The 17753-nt window shown below is 53.8% G+C and carries 8 protein-coding genes; all 8 read left to right on the top strand.

Features of this window, described 5'->3' with window-relative positions; all coding sequences use genetic code 11:
- Window positions 1-78 precede the first annotated feature (78 nt).
- The 8 genes from D7Z26_RS14805 to D7Z26_RS14840 all read left to right on the top strand — a co-directional run bounded on the left by D7Z26_RS14805 (window position 79) and on the right by D7Z26_RS14840 (window position 17699).
- Window positions 79-888: a phytanoyl-CoA dioxygenase family protein gene (locus D7Z26_RS14805; protein ID WP_120977752.1), complete on the top strand. Its 810-nt coding sequence runs from the start codon at window positions 79-81 to the stop codon at window positions 886-888.
- Window positions 889-1116: 228 nt separating this feature from the next.
- Complete coding sequence (locus D7Z26_RS14810) at window positions 1117-2451, top strand: extracellular solute-binding protein (protein ID WP_120977753.1); 1335 nt, start codon at window positions 1117-1119, stop codon at window positions 2449-2451.
- An 82-nt stretch (window positions 2452-2533) separates the two neighbouring features.
- The gene (locus D7Z26_RS14815) at window positions 2534-3853 is read left to right on the top strand and encodes a sugar ABC transporter permease (protein ID WP_120977978.1); all 1320 of its coding nucleotides are present in this window, start codon (window positions 2534-2536) and stop codon (window positions 3851-3853) included.
- 1 nt (window position 3854) lies between these two features.
- Window positions 3855-4697, top strand: coding sequence for a sugar ABC transporter permease (locus D7Z26_RS14820; RefSeq protein WP_120977754.1), 843 nt, complete (start codon window positions 3855-3857; stop codon window positions 4695-4697).
- A 70-nt stretch (window positions 4698-4767) separates the two neighbouring features.
- Window positions 4768-11109 carry an S-layer homology domain-containing protein gene (locus D7Z26_RS14825; protein ID WP_120977755.1) on the top strand — a complete coding sequence of 2114 codons (6342 nt, stop codon included), beginning with the start codon at window positions 4768-4770 and terminating at the stop codon, window positions 11107-11109.
- Window positions 11110-12683: 1574 nt separating this feature from the next.
- Window positions 12684-14273, top strand: a complete 1590-nt coding sequence (locus D7Z26_RS14830; RefSeq protein WP_120977756.1) for an ABC transporter substrate-binding protein — start codon at window positions 12684-12686, stop codon at window positions 14271-14273.
- A gap of 61 nt (window positions 14274-14334) precedes the next feature.
- Window positions 14335-16095 carry a cache domain-containing sensor histidine kinase gene (locus D7Z26_RS14835; protein WP_120977757.1) on the top strand — a complete coding sequence of 587 codons (1761 nt, stop codon included), beginning with the start codon at window positions 14335-14337 and terminating at the stop codon, window positions 16093-16095.
- Complete coding sequence (locus D7Z26_RS14840) at window positions 16092-17699, top strand: response regulator transcription factor (RefSeq protein ID WP_120977758.1); 1608 nt, start codon at window positions 16092-16094, stop codon at window positions 17697-17699. Before D7Z26_RS14835 ends, D7Z26_RS14840 begins: the two co-directional genes overlap by 4 nt.
- Window positions 17700-17753 lie beyond the last annotated feature (54 nt).

The raw sequence follows: 17753 nt of genomic DNA on the forward strand, positions 1-17753 counted from the left end.
AATCTTACTTCAACAAACATACGTAAAGGTCTAATCTTATGTCAAGGAATAAGACGAAGATGAAGCGGGGCGAGAGACATGGGAGCAGCATTGAAGACATTGACGCAGGAGCAATTGGCTTGTTTCGCGAAGGAAGGTTATTTAATCGTAAAAGGCTTGTTCTCGGAGGAGAACCTCCGCGAGATCGATACGACTTTCGAGGAAATTAGCCATCTGACGATTCCCGGTTATTTCGAACCGGATCTTCGCGAAGAGGGCGGGGACCCGCTGAAGCGATATCCCCGCGTCATGCATCCTCACCGATTTAACGAGACCGCCAAGCGTTATATGCTTCACAAGCCGGTTCTGGACGCGCTTGTGGATCTGTATGGAGAAGAAGCGTTAGCCGCGCAAAGCATGTTCTATTACAAGCCGCCTGGGTCGCGCGGGCAAGCGCTGCACCAAGATAATTTCTATCTGCAGGTCGAGCCGGGCAACTGCATCGCCGCCTGGACGGCGGTCGACGCGGCGGACGAGGAGAACGGGGGGCTATTGGTGGTCCCGAATACGAGCGATTACGAGCTCGTCTGTCCGGACGTCGCGGATTCGAGCGAGTCTTTCACGACTCACTACGTGAAACCTCCGAAGGATGAGAAGGCGATTCCGGCGATCATGGACAGAGGGGACGTGCTGTTCTTCAACGGCAATCTTATTCACGGCTCCTATCGAAACAAGACGAAGGATCGCTTCCGCCGGGCATTTATTTGTCACTATGCGAACGCTTCGGCGACGCATATCAACAATCACTATCGCCCGCTGTACCGGGAAGACGGTTCGGCCATCGACCTGGAGCTCAATACGGCCGGAGGGCCGTGCGGCGTCGAATTCGATGCGGCGTATCCTCACTGATTCGTATCGGCAACGTTGAACGGAAGCTCTTTTATAAACAGAAGCGTCGCGAATTCGCGGCGCTTTTTTCGTGCGCGCAGCACCGGCGACAAGTCACAATCTTAGCCTTTCAGGTCACGGGATTGGTAGTTGAGGGTACCCCGCCGCTCTTACAATTAGTCTCAAGAACCGCGGCAACGGCCGGGGTCGAACATACTAACGGGTCCACAAAGAGAAGGGAGTTTCAACATGTTAAAGAGTAAAAAGACGCTTCTCACGCTTAGCATGCTACTCGTCGCGATGTCGCTTACGGCTTGCGGCGGCAAGAACGACAACGGCAACGCGGGCGCCAGCTCCGCACCTGCTAGCTCCGCATCCGCTTCCGAATCGGCGAGCTCACCGGCCTCCGAAGACGCATCCCCTGCAGTTAGCGAAACGCCTAAGCCGGCCGAGCTGACGATCTGGCCGGACACGGCCGAGGACAAAGTCGCGGTTATCGAAGCGGCGGCGAAGAAATACACGGAACAAACCGGCATCAAAATCGTCATCAAACCGGTAGCGATGAACGATCAGCCTGACGTTCTCGCGCTTGACGGTCCTGCCGGCAAAGGTCCGGACTTGTTCTACCAACCGGGTATCGGCTCCCTGGTCGTGAAAGGTCTCGTGCAAGAAGTCAAAGCGACGGACGCGATCAAAGACACTTACACGCCCGAAGCGCTTGCGGCTCTTAGCCAGAACGGAACCCTGTACGGTCTTCCGCTCGTAACCGAGACTTACGCGTTGTTTTACAACAAGAAACTCGTACCGACGCCTCCGGCTACGATCGCGGATCTCGAAACGATCATGAAAGAAAAAACGAACGCCAAAAAACAAGAGTACGGCTTCCTGTTCGAAGCGGCTAACTTCTACTTCGCTTGGGGCTTCCTCGGCGGTAGCGGCGGTTACATTTTCAAAGACAACAATGGCACTTACGATATCAACGATATCGGCTTGAACAAAGAAGGCACGGTAAAAGGTGCCAACCTAATTCAAAGCTGGTTCAAAAACGGTTACCTGCCTAAAGGCGTTAGCGGCGACATCGTCGGCGGGTTGTTCACGCAAGGCAAAGTCGGCGCGGTCATCAACGGACCGTGGGCGATCAACGACTACAAGAAGGCGCTCGGCGACGACCTCGCGGTTGCTCCGCTCCCTACACTCGAAGGCGGCGCACACCCGACGTCCTTCATCGGAGTCAAAGGTTGGATGTTGTCCAAGTTTTCCAAGAACCCGGAGTGGGCAACCGATTTCGCGGCGTTCCTGACGAACGAAGAAAACGCGCTGGAATACTTCAAACAAACGGGCGAAGTACCGCCGGTTAAGAACGTCCTGAACAACCCGGTTCTGACGAACGATCCGTTAGTATCCGGTTTCTCCGGCCAAATCCAATACGGAATGCCGTTCCCGACGGTACCCGAGCTAGACCACGTCTGGGAGCCGATGGCAAACGCGCTTAAGTTCATCACCGAAGGCAAGGATGCGCAGGCTTCCCTTGACGATGCGGTTAAATTGGTCGACGACAAAATGAAAATGGCCGGCGCGAAATAAGAAACTGCAGCCGCAGGCGAGGAAAAGGGGCTCTCGGGTCCCTTTTCCTTTACCCGCGGAGCCACGGAAGGTGAACCCGAAGATGAACCTCAAGAAAGCTACCGGCGAACAAACCCAGATCGGCGGTCGTCCCGACGGCAACAATCATAACCCCGTCTTGGCCACGCTCCTTTCCCTGATTCCCGGGCTTGGGCAGCTGTACAACAGAAGATGGATCAAGGGAATTATTTTTCTTATTCTCGGATTAAGCCTCATTATCGCTTTAACGTTTCCTCTTATTCACGGCATCGAGGGATTATTCACGCTTGGAAGCGATCCGGAGACGGAAGATTCACGCGGTTTGCTCGTGCAAGGACTTCTATCTCTGATCGTAGGCATTATGTTCTTCGGCCTGTACTTCCTTAACCTAAAAGACGCGCACAAAGACGCGACGAAGCGGCAGCAGGGCGTTCGCACGCCTTCGATGCGCCAAGCGTTCCATGATAGCTGGGAGCATGGCTTCCCGTATTTCGTCGTCGTTCCGAACTTCATCATGATGGCGCTGATCGTCATTTTCCCGTTGCTGTTCATGGTGTCGCTCGCCTTCACCAACTATAACCTTTACAATTCCCCGCCCGCGCATTTGCTGGATTGGGTCGGATTCGCTAACTTCAAGGCGCTGTTCACGGAGTCGGTATGGAGCAAAAGCTTGCTTGCCGTCGTCGCATGGACGGTCGTTTGGACGCTGGTCGCGACGACTTTGCAAATATCGCTCGCTTTTTTCCTGGCCGTCTTGGTCAACGATAGCCGCGTGAAGTTTAAGCGCATTATCCGTACCGTTCTCATTTTGCCATGGGCGGTTCCTTCATTCATGACCGTGCTCGTGTTCACGGCAATGTTCAACGATACTTTCGGCGCGATTAATCGGGACATTTTTTCCCACTTCGGTTTATCGATTCCTTGGCTGTCCGACCCGACTTGGGCACGCATCGCGATTATCATGATCCAAATCTGGCTAGGTTTCCCTTACGTATTCACCCTCATTACCGGCGTATTGCAAAGCATCTCGAAGGACTGGTACGAGGCGGCGGACGTGGACGGGGGTACCCGGTGGAAGAAATTTCGTTACATCACGATGCCGCACGTGCTCTATGCAACGGCTCCTCTACTTATCATGCAGTACTCTTATAACTTCAATAATTTCAATATCATTTACCTGTTCAACAAGGGCGGTCCTCCGGTATCGGGCCAGAACTCGGGCGCCACGGATATTCTCATCTCCTGGGTGTACAGCCTGACGTTCAAAGAAAACAACTACAAAATGGCCGCCGCCGTATCCATCATCATGGGTATCGTCGTAGCCGCGTTCGCTTTGTATCAATTCCGCAGGACCCGGTCCTTCAGAGAGGAGGGCATGTACTAAGATGAATCGTTCCATGAAAAACGCTCTGGAAATGTCGGGCATTTATTTGATCGTGCTTATCATGTTCGCGGTCATTTTGTATCCTCTCGTATGGGCGTTCAGCATGTCCCTTAATCCCGGCACGAGTCTATTCGCTCTTAAGCTTATTCCGGACAATTTGTCCTTGGAGCATTATCAATGGTTGTTCACGAATCCGAGAAGCAACTACCTGTTATGGTACAAAAACACGATGATCGTCGCGGTCGCCAACGGGCTTGCTTCCGTGAGCATCATCTCCATACTCGCTTACGTGTTTTCCAGGTTTCGATTCATCGGGCGCAAAAACAGTATTTATACGTTCCTGTTACTGCAGATGTTCCCGGTGCTCATGGGGATGGTGGCGATCTACCTGCTGCTCAATACCGTCAATCTGCTGGACACGTTCACGGGTCTTATTTTGATCTACGTGTTCGGAGGTTTGCCGATGAACCTGTTCCTTGTAAAAGGTTACTTGGACACGATTCCGCGCGATCTGGACGAGTCGGCCAAGATGGACGGAGCGGGTTACATGACGATTTTTTTCCGCATTCTCATCCCGCTCGCGGCCCCGATCATCGCGGTCGTCGCCTTGTTCACGTTCATGGCGCCGTTTTTCGACTTCCTCACGCCGCAGATCATTATCCGCAGCCCGGAGAAGTTCACGCTGGCGGTCGGCCTGTACAACTTCATCAACGATAAGTTCGCGAACAACTTCACGATTTTCGCGGCGGGAACGATTCTGATCGCGATTCCGATCGCCGTCGTGTTCCTTCTGCTGCAACGGTTCCTGATCTCCGGTCTCGGGGACGGAGCTACGAAGGGTTAGGCAGGGCTGCCAAAGGCAGAACTGAGGCAATGGCAATTCTAGCTTGGCCAAATAGAAGGAGGTTGGGATCATGCGTTCGTTGAAAAGGTTCGTCATGCTTTTCGTTGCGTTGCTTCTCGCGATCCCCCCGCTGTCCGCTCGCGCGGACGGCGTTTCCGGGGGCAATAATGGTGACGCTTACATTCGAATCAAGAATACTTGGCAGGGTTATTACTTGTTCGAAGACTCGGAGGGGAAAGTGCGATATGGCTTCCCGGCGATTAGTGATCCACGCGCCCAGTGGTCGATCGAGGACGTGGCCGGCGGGCACAAAAGGTTCAAGAACCGCGTAACCGGTCATTACTTGAATTCGCAGAGCGTGACGGATGCGTTGATCACTCAAGCGTTAGAGAGTTCTGCGGATCCGGCTGCGGGTTCGGATACTTGGGATGTGTCTGGAGCACCAGGTAAACCCGGAGAACTAAACATCATAAGCACGCGGAACAATACATGGATCGTCAACTTCCAGATTCAAAACGGTTACGCCCAAGGCAACGGTTGGGCGCAGAAGGACTGGGGAAGCGCGACATGGATGTTCGAAGCGGCAGAGGACATTGACCCTGTCAGAATCGTGAACCCATGGAACGGCGGTTATTTGTACGAAGAGACAGGCGAGGTGAAGTATGGAGAGGCTGCGCTGAACGATATGGCTTCGCAATGGTTCGTAGAAGATAAAGGCGGATACAAGACGTTCCGTAATAGGGCTACCGGCCATTACTTGAACTCGCAGGACATTACGGAGGAAACGATTACTCACCCGATCGGCATCTCGGCTATCGGTAGCGATTGGACCTCAGATCTATGGTCGATCGAAGTCTCGGCCGACGGCGTGAATATCGTCAGTTCCCGCGACACCGCTTGGGTCGTTAATATCCAAGGGACGGGTAACGGACCGGACGGAATCGTCCGGGCAAACGGCTGGGCGCAGAAGAACTGGGGCAGCGCGGTCTGGAGCCTGGAGCCTGCTGCCGATTCGATGCCAAAAAGAATTAAGAATCAGTGGAAGGGCACTTATCTTTACGAGGACAACGGCCAGGTGAAATACGGAGATCCTGTTTATACGGATAAAAGCTCCCAATGGATCTTGGTGGACACGGCGCAAGGAATGCTCATTCGTAATCTCGCAACAGGCAATTTCGTGACGAGCACGGACTACAGCGGGGCGACGCCGCTGTCGACGATTCAGACACCGGATACGAATGCCGTCTGGAAGCAAGAGAACGCCAAAACGGGACAGGGAGCGGAAATCGAAGGATACATAACGCTAAGAAGTTCGGTCGATGCGGGAAGCTTCATCAACGTGCAGAATCAAGATGGCTATGCTCAAGGGAACAATTGGGCGCAAGCGACTTGGGGCAGCGCGCAGTGGCAGCTCGAAGATCCTGCTCCTCCGAAAGTTCCGGTCATTCCTTACATCAGGATCAAAAATAACTGGCTTCAGCTTTATCTCTACGAGGACGATAACGGAACCGTTCGTTACGGCAACGCTCTGTCGTCCGATCAGTATGCGCAGTGGCTGGTGGAAGACGTCGACGGCGTTAAGAGGATCAAAAACCGCGCGACGGGCCATTACCTGAACGACGAAGGCGTACAGGGAGAGAGGGATGCGCTTAAGGCTGGCGCTCTCGCGGACGCCTCCACCTCCGGCGATTGGCAGATCGAAACGTATCAAGGCTATAAGCTGATCAGCAAATCAGGCGATACGAGCGGCAAGTATGTTAGCGTGGAAAATAAATTGAAATACGCGCAATACAACGTCGTTCCGAAAGACTGGGGAAGTCCGAAATGGGAGTTCGTTACGGTGGCAGACACGGCTCCAATCCCCGCGTATTTCCGACTATTGAATGGCTATCGGGAGAATGCGTATTTGTATGAAGATGCGAACGGCATCGTCAAGTACGGACCGTCGGTTGCGGACGATGACTCCTACGTATGGTCGCTCCAGCAAGGCGAGCAAGGAATGCGCCTCGCCAATCGCTCGACAGGTCATTTCATCTCGAACCAGAATATCAATAATCCGGCGCATGCGGATGACCCTCATCTGGATCCGTTGCAAGCTTTGGACATTGACCCGACCTGGGGGAGCGTGCAATGGACGGTAACGGACGTTGAAGGCACGAACAAGAAAGTGTTCAGCAACAATTGGAATAACAACTGGAAAAACAATACCGGGGATACCCAGGCTGCGGTCATTCACGTTGAAGACGGTAAGGGATACGCTCAAGCAAGCAACATTCCTGCCGATTGGGGAACCGCCCAATGGATTTTGGAAGCCATGCCAGCACCTCCGGTAGAACTCCCGACAGGTTACATTCGCATCAAGAACAAAGCCTCAGGCCAATTCTTGTATGAGAACGGCAACCATGTCGTGCTCTACGGAACGCCTGCAGCGAATAACGCGGCATCGCATTGGCAGATCGCGACCGAGAACGGGAAGCAGCGGATCGTGAACCGGGCGACTGGCAACTTCATCTCGATCGAGCATCTGAAGAGCTATCTAGAGACGACTACGACTCCTTCCGCGACTAATACGAGAGCGCAATGGACGATCGAGAAAGGGGCCGAAGCGGGCACTTATTTGATTCGCAGCGAAGCGACCGGCTACGAAGATAACTATATCCATACGGAAGATTCGCAAGGCTACGCGCAATACGAGCTGCGCTCCATCGAGAGCCGAGGCGTGCAATGGCAGTTCGAATCGGCACAGGAGGAAGCGATCACCGTTCCGACGGATAACGGACCTGTAAACTCGGTTACTCCGGCATTGCCCGAGAACAATTACGTACGCATCACGGATCCTTCTTCGGGTAAAGTGCTGGTGGAGCGAGCCAACAATGTAGTGCTGGAAGCTCCTTCAAGTGCCAACGAAACATCCTCCCAATGGCTACCGCAGGACTATAATGGCCGCAAGAGGTTTGTCAACCGCTTAACCGGGAAGCTGCTAATCTTGGACGGTAGTGGAAAAGCGACGGTATCCTCAGACGGCGCAGCGCTTCAAGCCCAGTGGAAAGTCGAGGACTATGCGGGTTATCAACTGCTGGGCAATGCTTCAGTCGCAGCTGGGTATCTCATTATAGGCGGAGCAGGAGCATCCGTTTCATCTACGGTAGCGTCATCGGACGATGAGGCGCACTGGTTATTAAAAGCCGTGCAAGGAGACGTGGTCTACGAGGCGAAACAGACATTCATGACCGGTGGCGTATCGGCAAACAGCGGTTACGCAACGGGATTCGCCGCGGAGCATGCTTCGTTGCTGTTCTCCGTGAACGCCGACAACGCGAATGCTTATGATACGATCATCCGATATCGTAACGCGACGGGTAAAACGAAGACGCTAAGTCTCTATGTAAACGGTGTAAAACAGTCGGGCGCTTTAGGGTTTTCTGCGACGGAAAGCGGACGCTCCGAGCTGGAAGTATCCCTTTCGCTCCGGGCAGGCATGAATACGATTGGCTTGCAATACGATAGCGGCGACTCGGGCCAGGTCGGTATCGACGCGATCGTCGTTCGCAGCTCGGTAAGCAAAGTTTATCGCGGTGCGACTGTTCCGTTTACGACATACGAAGCGGAGCACGGAGCAACAAACGGCACGAAGCTCGCGGACGACAGAACTTTCAAGACGTTCTCTTCAGAAGCTTCCGGGCGGGAAGCGGTACGGTTGGATGCGACGGGACAATACGTCGCGTTTAAGACGACGAAGCAAGCGAATGCGCTCGTCGTTCGGTACAGCATTCCGGATTCTTCCGATGGGAAAGGAAAAGACGAGACGCTTTCGTTGTACGTCAATGGCGTGAGCCGCGGTAAAATCAATTTGTCGAGCAAATACAGCTGGGTTTATGGCAAATATCCGTGGAGCAACAATCCCTTGGACGGCGATGCCCACCGATTCTTCGACGAATCTCGTTTACTGATCGGCGACGTTCCGGCTGGTGCGACGGTTCGGTTGCAGAAGGATAGCGACGATACGGCGAGCTACTACGTCGTAGATCTCGTGGAGCTTGAACAAGCTCCGGATGCATACGAAATGCCGGCCGGATACTTGTCGGTTACGGATCAAGCTTTCGGCGCGACCGCGAACGACGATTCCGATGATACCGTTGCTTTTAACGCAGCGATTGCCGCGGCGAAACAACAAGGTGCTGCAGGCGTGTGGATTCCGGCAGGGAAATTCAACTTAAGCACGCCATTGTCAATCGACAACGTTACGATCCGTGGAGCAGGGATGTGGCGCACGGAGTTGCACGGAGCAGGATTCCTCGTAAAAGGCAGCAACACACGCGTATTTGATCTCTACATGGACGTCGGCGTTACGGCAAGGCATGACGAGCTTCGCGAAGCGGCGTTCGACGGAACGTTCGGCACGGGTTCCATCATCCAAAACGTCTGGATCGAGCACGCGAAGGCGGGTATCTGGTCGATGCGCAGCGATGAAGGCGTTTCGACGGACGGTCTATATGTCGGCGGGGTCCGCATTCGCGACACGTACGCGGACGGAATCAATTTTTCGACGGGCACCAAAAACTCGATGATCGAGCAGACGCACATCCGCAACTCCGGAGACGACAGTATCGCTCTATGGTCGCAGAAGCCGGATGGCGTATCGGACAACGACAGCCGCACGAGCGGGAATACGGTTAGATTCAATACGATTCAATTGCCGTGGTTAGCGGATAACATTGCTATTTTCGGCGGTCGGAATAACAAGGTTCAAGATAACTTGATTTCCGATACGGTCGGATTCGGAGCGGGCATCGCGATATCGACTCGCTTTAATCCGGTCGCCTTCGACGGTACGACGATTATCGAACGGAATACGCTGCTCCGCACGGGCGGTCGCGAGCCGAACTGGGGGCAGGATTTCGGTGCGATCTGGATATTCACGGGAGATAAGCCGATCGACGCGGACATTCAGATCCGTGATATTACGGCGCTGGACAGCACGTATCAAGGGCTGTACATTAACGGGCCTTACGCGATAGGCAATACGAATCATAAGGTGAAAATCCACAATTACGTTATTGACGGTACCGGTACATGGGGCGTTCATGTCAACAACAGCGTTACCGGATCGGTAGAGGTGGACAATTTAATCGTTCGGAACACGAAAGTAGGGCCGCTCTTTAACGCTATGGGATCTGCGTTCGAGCTTCGCCCAGCATCAGTTTCTCCTGGTAGCAGCGGCGATAGCGTGGAGGGCGGTGCATCCGTCGAACCTTCAAATCGCGATGCTTCCCTGAAGGAAGCGATCGCCGCGGGCAAGCAAGTGATTATTATCGATCTCGATGCAACAAAAGGCGACGTAGAAGCGAAGTTTACATTGGAAGCTTTGAAAGCCGCTGGCGCCGCTCAGCCGAATGCCGTAATCGTGATAAAATCCGGTAAGCTGTCTTATTCGCTTCCGGCGAACATTATGGATATTCTCCAAGAGGCGGGTTACGGGCAAGGATTGGCGGCGGATGCAACTCTGACCGTTAAGCTGATCTCCGTAACGGATGCCGTGGCATCGGACATCAAAGAGAAAGCGACGGCATCAGGTTTCCGCATTTCAGGTCAACCTGTAACGTTCGAGCTTGCGCTGGAGTCGGGAGGCACGTCCATTCCGATTCATCAATTCGGCAAACATTTCATTACGAGATCGTTTATCGTTGACGAGGCGATCGACGGCTTGCGCTCTTCCGTTGTCGTTTACGATCCGGCTACCGGCCGATTCCGTACGGTACCGGCATTGTTCTCGAAGGTGGACGGCCATACGGTCGTTACCGTGAAGAGCGCGACGAACAGTATTTACGCGGTTGCTGTATCCGATTATTCGTTCGGAGATATCGCGAAGCACTGGGCGAGCGACGACATCACGTTGCTGGCGAACAAACGAATTGTGAGCGGAGTATCCGCGAACGCGTTCGCGCCCAATCGAAATATAAGCAGAGCCGAATTCGCGACGTTAGTCGTCAGAGCACTGGGACTTGATACGACTAGCGGAGCGAAGACGGCCTTCACCGACGTAAAATCGACCGCATGGTACGCTTCTTACGTGGAAACTGCAGCACGGTATGGAATTATCCGCGGAATGACCGACGGAACGTTCCATCCGGAGAAAGAAGTGACGCGCGCGGAGATGGCCGTCATGCTGGCTCAAGCGATGCAAGTCGCTCAAGCGCAAGCGGCGAACTCCGGTTCCGCGGTTAGCTTCAGTCGGGACAACGGCAAAATTGCCGATTGGGCTCGCTCTTCCGTGGAAGCGGTCGTCAGGGCTGGCATCATGACAGGCAAGTCGGCCGACACCTTCGCGCCGCAAGACCTTGCTACCCGAGCGGAAGCTGCGGTAACCTTGAAACGACTGCTCCAAGCCGTCGGCTTCTTGGACAAAAACTAATTCTTAGCACGATTAATCGCCAGAGCTTAGCTCTGGCGGTTTTTGTATTCTGTTACTCTCTTAGGTCAACTAACTGGAGCTCGATTGGGACTCTCAGCAGGCAGTTACTCGAAAGAATCGAATATTTGGTGCTCAAGAGAGGCTCCCAGCGGGTAGTTGCACGAAAGAATTGAACATCAGGCGCTCGAGAGGGGCTCTCAGCAGGGAGTTAGTCGAAAGAATCGAACATCAGGCGCTCGAGAGGGGCTCTCAGCAGGGAGTTAGTCGAAAGAATCGATCATCAGGCACTCGAGAGGGGCTCTCAGTAGGTTGTTACTCGAAAGAATCGAACATCTCGCGTACGATAGGGGCTCCCAGCAGGTAGTTAGTCGAAAGAATCGAACATCAGGCGCTCAAGAGGGGCTCCCAGCAGGGAGTTACTTTCTTTGGCAATCTAACTCGTGCTCGAACGGGGCTCCCAGCAGGCAGTTACTTTCTTTGGCGAACTAACACGTGCTCGAACGGGACTCCAAGCAGGCAGTTACTTTCTTTGGCGAACTATCTCGTGCTCGAACGGGGCTCCGGGCAGGCAGTTACTTGCTCCGGCGAACTAACTCCCGCTCGAGTGGGACTCCCAGCAGGCAGTTACTTTCTTTGGCGAACTAACACGTGCTCGAACGGGACTCCAAGCAGGCAGTTACTTTCTTTGGCGAACTATCTCGTGCTCGAACGGGGCTCCGGGCAGGCAGTTACTTTCTCTGGCGAACTAACTCGTGCTCGAACGGGACTCCAAGCAGACAATTACTTGCTCCGGCGAACTAACACGTGCTCGAACGGGGCTCCCAGCAGGCATTTACTTTCTCTGGCGAACTAACTCCCGCTCGAACGGGACTCCAAGCAGGCAGTTACTTTCTTTGGCGAACTAACTCGTTCTTGAACGAAGTTCCCAGCAGATAGTTACTTGCTCCGGCGAACTAACTCGTGCTCGAACGGGACTCCAAGCAGGCAGTTACTTTCTTTGGCGAACTAACTCGCGCTCGAACGGGGCTCCGGGCAGTCAGTTACTTTCTCTGGCGAACTAACTCCCGTTCGAATGGGACTCCCAGCGGGCAGTTACTTTCTTTGGCGAACTAACTCACGCTCGAACGGGGCTCCGAGCAGTCAGTTACTTTCTCTGGCGAACTAACTCGTGCTCGAACGGGACTCCAAGCAGGCAGTTACTTGCTCCGGCAAACTAACTTCTGCTCGAACGGGGCTCCGAGCAAGCAGTTACTTGCTCCGGCAAACTAACTTCTGCTCGAACGGGGCTCCTACCATGCAGTTACTTGCTCCGGCGAACTAACTCGTGCTCGAACGGGACTCACAGCAGTCAGTTACTTTCTCTGGCGAACTAACTCCCGCTCGAACGGGGCTCCCAGCAGGCAGTTACTTGCTTGTGCAGCCCAGCCGACAGCTGCCCCAGCACTCCTTAATCCCGCCCCAAATCACTCTCGAAGGTCACAATCTTATCATTAGAAGTTACAATAGGAGTAGTCGGCCGCCGTCGGGCCGTTGTATGATGAGGAATCGAACTTCGCGACAAGGAGCCGGTTGGCATGTTCAACAAGTTAAATGGGAAAGCGTTTCCAATTATCATCGCATCGCTTGTGGTCGTTGCCATCCTGGTCGTCTTCTCGACGATGTACGGTCAAACGTCGGGTCCGTCAGATCCGTCAGCAGCATATGCTTCCACAGTTGCAACCGGAACATCCGACACTTCCGCAACCGAGCTCGAGCCCGCAGAGGATGCGAACAATGGAACGGATAAGCTAGTCATGGTGTTTCCTGCCGGCAACGTCCCCAAAGATATCAAGCTCGTAGAGCAGAAAATAAACGAGTACCTCCTCAAGAAAATCAATGCGACGATCGATATTCGCACGATCGACATGGGTGCCTGGTGGGACAAGACCGGCCTCATGTTCGCCTCCAACGAGCAGATCGACATTATGTTCACCGCGGGCTGGATGCGCTTCGGCGACGAAGTCGCCAAAGGCCGTTACCTGCCCTTGGACGACTTGCTCGACCGATACGGAAAGGGCATCCGCACAATCCTTGATCCATCCATCCTCGAGGCCAGCAAAGTCAAAGGCAAAATATACGGAATCGTCACGAACAAGGAGTTCGCCTCCAGTAAAGGTCTTGTCCTACGACAAGATCTCGTCGACAAGCTGGGCATCGATCTCTCTGCCGTCCGCACGTTGGCCGACTTCGGACCGATTTTCGAAACGATCAAGCTGCGCGAGCCTAACGTCGCCCCCCTTCAAGCGCGCGCCGATAGAAGCCCGCTGACTTTCATGATGCAGTACGGCGTGTTTGACATGCTCGGCGAAGGACCGGGGGTGTTGCGGCGCGAAGGACAATCGACGCAAGTGCAGAACATGGCCGAAACTCCGGAATTCATGGCGTACGCGAAGCTTATGTACCAATGGAACCGCGCGGGTTATCTGAAGGCGGACGCGACGACGTCCAAAGATAACGAATACGACGCAGTAAAGGCGGGCAACGCGTTCGCATACGCGGAATCGCTGAAGCCCGGCTTCGAAATCCAAGCCTCGCGGGACACGGGTTATCCGATGGTGAGCGTGGAGCTGACCAAGCCTTACACGACGACGGCCGATACGACTAGCGCCATGTTCGCGATTACTCGCAACGCCAAACACCCCGAGAAGGCGATGATGTTCCTGAATCTGCTCTACACCGATCCTTACTTGCTGAACTTGCTCGATTGGGGCATAGAGGGAATCCACTATATCAAGCAAGACAAGGACGTCATCGATTATCCTCCGGGAGTCGACTCGAAGAACGTGGGCTACAACTTGAACCAGCCTTGGATGTTCGGCAACCAATTGAATTCCTATTTGTGGGCGAACGAGAATCCCCGCCTCTGGGAAGAGTATCGCAGGTTCAACGAGCAAGCGGACAAATCGAAGGCGCTCGGTTTCGTGTTTAACCCCGAAGGGGTGAAGACGCAGATTGCGGCGTCGATTCTGGTAGAGAAGGAATTCACGCCCGCTCTCAACACGGGTGCCCAGGATCCGGAGAAAATCATTCCGATGTACTTGGAGAAGCTGCGTGCCGCGGGAGCGGATATCGTAGTGGAAGAGAAGCAACGTCAGTTGAACGAATGGCTGGCCAGCCACAAGTAACGACAAACAGCAACGAGTAACCCGCGGCCCCACGCGACGGAGCGAGGAGAGGAGTGAGACGATGAGACAAGCAACGATGCGTTCCAGGCTGATTCTCGGTTTCGGTCTCGTGACGGTACCTCTCGTCATCGTGCTGCTGTGGAACAATCTGTATGCAACGAAGGTCGTGCACTCGCAAGTCGCGCAATCCAACCGCAACATGCTCACGATGTATATGAACGACATGGATCAAGTGCTCGACGAGATCGAGACCTATTTATATAAGACGGCGGAACAGGATCAAAGCCTCATCTCCCTCAGTCAGTATGACAAAGATAGTTGGGAGTACTATTTGTCGACGACGCAGACGACGAACGATCTAAACCTGAACATTAACTATTACGACGCGGCCGACGTGCTTTTTGCTTATAGCACGAAATACGAGCAATTATTCATCGCGCAGCAGCAATCCGTCACCTACGGCCGGAAGCAGGTTATCCAGCAGAAGCTGAAGGAAACGCTGGCTAAGAACGATCCTAGCACCCGAACCGGCTGGAACGTGGTCGAACAGAACGGGGAATACGCGTTGGTTCGGGTCGTGGATACGAATTACGATTCCTATATCGGAGCTTGGGTGGACCTGAATCGGTTGATGGAGCCGATGAGGCTGCTTGGGCAAAGCGGCAAAGGAGAGGCGCTGCTCGTATCGGGCCAAGGCCGGCCTTTGTCGACGGTCGGCGATTCCGTCCGTCTTGCGCTCGAGACGTTCGACTTGGGAGCGTATTTAGACAATGGAAATGCCGCTTACAATATCGTCAAGCTGGATAAGCCGTACTTGCTAGTCGCGAAGAGCTCGAGAATGGCGGACATGGATTTGATCTTCCTGTTACCCGAGAAGACGCTGCTGGAGGGTCTCCCTTTTTTCCGCAACCTGACGTACCTTATTCCAATGCTAGCCGCGATCATGTTAGGCATGTACTTGCTCTTCCTGCAAAATTCGATCGTCAAACCGATCCATCAATTCATCAAAGGAATGCGCAAAATCCGTTCCGGGGACCTGAGCGTCCGGATGGAAGACAACAAACTGCAGGAATTCATCACGCTTAAGGAAACGTTTAACGGGATGGCTCAGCAAATCGAGCATCTCAAAATCGATATTTACGAGGAACAGATTCGTACGCAGAAGGCTGAGCTTAAGCATCTGCAGGCACAGATTCATCCGCATTTTTTCATGAATTCGCTCAATATCGTTTATCAGCTCGCCCAGATCAAAGACTTCGAAGTCATCCAGAACATGGCGTTGCATCTCGTTCGCTACTTCAGGTACACGACGCGGACGCAAGTATCCACGATCACGGTGAAGGAAGAAGTCGAGCATATCTACCACTATCTCTCCATTCAGAAATATCGTTTTCCCGAGACGCTGGAATTCGATTTCGAAGTGGAACCGGGGGTGGAAGCCGACGAGATTCCTCCGCTTATTATCCAACCTCTCGTGGAGAATGCGATGGTGCACGGTTTCTCGATTCGCACGGGCAGCCCTTTCCGGATTCGGGTAAAAATCTCGGCGATCGGAGATGGCGAAGAAGGCGAACTGCAGATCGAAGTCGAGGATAACGGAAAAGGATTGTCCGAGGAGCAGATGGAGCATCTTCGCGAGAAGGTACAGCAGCTTGAGCCGGGCGATGGAAGCATAGGGCTATGGAACGTCGTTCGGCGTTGCAAGCTCTACTATAATAGGGGCATCGTCAAGATGTCATTCGAGAGCGCGAAGCCGCAAGGCACGCTGGTCACGTTAAGGCTGCCACGCAGCAAAGCGAACCAAAGGGAGTCGGGACAATGATAAGGGTATTGATCGTGGACGATGAAATCTACGCGGTGAAGGGTTTGCTTTCGGGCGTGCGGTGGGAGACGATCGGCGTCGACGAGGTTTATGAGGCGTATCATGCCCCGATGGCGCAACAATTGTTGTTGGAAAAAAACATCGACATCGTCATCTGCGATATCGAGATGCCGGAGACGAGCGGTCTCGAGCTGATGGAATGGGTGAAGGAACGGGGCATGCAGCCGGAGACGATCGTGCTGACGTGCCATTCCGAGTTCGATTACGCCAAGCGGGCGATCAGCTTGGGCAGCTTCGAATATTTGCTTAAGCCGGTCGTCTATACGGAGCTGGAGCAAACGCTGTTAACCGCGATCTCCCGCGTATCCGAGAAGAGAAGAATCAGCAATACGGACGACCAGTACAACAAAATCGTGGAGCTCTGGAACAGCCGCAAGCCGATACTCGTCGAGCGTTTCTGGCAGGATCTGCTCGAGCGGCGGGTGTCGGCTAATCGCGAAGCTGTCTCGCAAGCTCTATCCGCGTACGATATGCGACTGAGCATAGTAGAGCGCGTACGTCTGATTCTAATCAGCGTCGAGAGCTGGGAGAAACCGCTGAACGAACGCGACGAGCTCATCATGGAGTTCGCGTTGCGCAAATCGGCGGATGAGTTGCTTCTGGCCGGCATTCCGGGCAACGTCATTCAAGACCACCGTGGCAACATTTTGGTCGTATTGCATCAAGGTGAACAGGAAGCTTCCCGTGAAGATATCGAGACTCGCTGCCGGGAGTATTTGGACGCGTGCAATCGCTACTTTTATTGCCGGTTGTCCTGTTACGTCGGAGATTTGTGCGCGGTAACGGACGTCTTGCAAAGTTATTTGACTCTGCTGAACCGGGAATATCGCAATGTAAGTCAGGCAAACGGGGTTATCTGGAGCGGGGACTCGGGCGAGAGCGCATCCAAACCGACGGCAAGCTTGACGGAGTCGATGCTGGACTGGGCCGACTTGCTAGAGCAAGGCTTGTTACGCGAGTTGGGCGTTAAGCTGGAAGAGTGGACGGATTCCATCGACTCGGGCACGGCGACGGTCGAGACGCTTACCGCGTCCTATCACGCCCTGCTTCAGGTCATTTATTACGCCATGCACCGCAAAGGATTGCAAGCGCAGCAGTTGTACGAAGACCAGTCTTGTCCGGGGTTAGACGTGGCGACTCGCTCCGTCGTTCAGTTCAAGACGTGGGTTCGCTGCATCGCGAACGCCGCCGGTAGCCTGTTCACGAGAACGTTGGCCATCAGTCCGGTCGTTCAGAAGGTTAAGGCTTATATTGGCGAGCATCTTAACGAAGAGTTATCGCGCGAGCAACTGGCGTCCGTGGCTTTCGTGAACCCCGCCTATTTGTCCAGGTTGTTCCGCAAGGAAACCGGGATGGTGTTGACGGACTATATTTTACAGGAGAAAATGGCGAGCGCGGCAGAGCTGCTATCGACGACGGACCGGAGCATTAGCGAGATCGCGGATGGATTGAACTATGGTAACTTCTCGTATTTCGCTCGGCTGTTCCGCAAGGTTCACGGAGTAACGCCCCATGATTATCGTAAGTCGTTCCGAAGGGTTTGATCGTATCGATCGAATGCTAGACTGGTCATTATTTTATCGATTAGGGTAACAAAC

Origin of the sequence: Cohnella endophytica (assembly GCF_003628305.1) — a bacterium.
In the GTDB taxonomy this organism is placed as follows: domain Bacteria; phylum Bacillota; class Bacilli; order Paenibacillales; family Paenibacillaceae; genus Cohnella; species Cohnella endophytica.

What these genes read in the sequence shown, in the direction of transcription:
- D7Z26_RS14805 (WP_120977752.1), top strand. Translation starts at nt 79, where the DNA reads ATGGGAGCAGCATTGAAGACATTGACGCAGGAGCAATTGGCTTGTTTC.
- D7Z26_RS14810 (WP_120977753.1), top strand. Translation starts at nt 1,117, where the DNA reads ATGTTAAAGAGTAAAAAGACGCTTCTCACGCTTAGCATGCTACTCGTC.
- D7Z26_RS14815 (WP_120977978.1), top strand. Translation starts at nt 2,534, where the DNA reads ATGAACCTCAAGAAAGCTACCGGCGAACAAACCCAGATCGGCGGTCGT.
- D7Z26_RS14820 (WP_120977754.1), top strand. Translation starts at nt 3,855, where the DNA reads ATGAATCGTTCCATGAAAAACGCTCTGGAAATGTCGGGCATTTATTTG.
- D7Z26_RS14825 (WP_120977755.1), top strand. Translation starts at nt 4,768, where the DNA reads ATGCGTTCGTTGAAAAGGTTCGTCATGCTTTTCGTTGCGTTGCTTCTC.
- D7Z26_RS14830 (WP_120977756.1), top strand. Translation starts at nt 12,684, where the DNA reads ATGTTCAACAAGTTAAATGGGAAAGCGTTTCCAATTATCATCGCATCG.
- D7Z26_RS14835 (WP_120977757.1), top strand. Translation starts at nt 14,335, where the DNA reads ATGAGACAAGCAACGATGCGTTCCAGGCTGATTCTCGGTTTCGGTCTC.
- D7Z26_RS14840 (WP_120977758.1), top strand. Translation starts at nt 16,092, where the DNA reads ATGATAAGGGTATTGATCGTGGACGATGAAATCTACGCGGTGAAGGGT.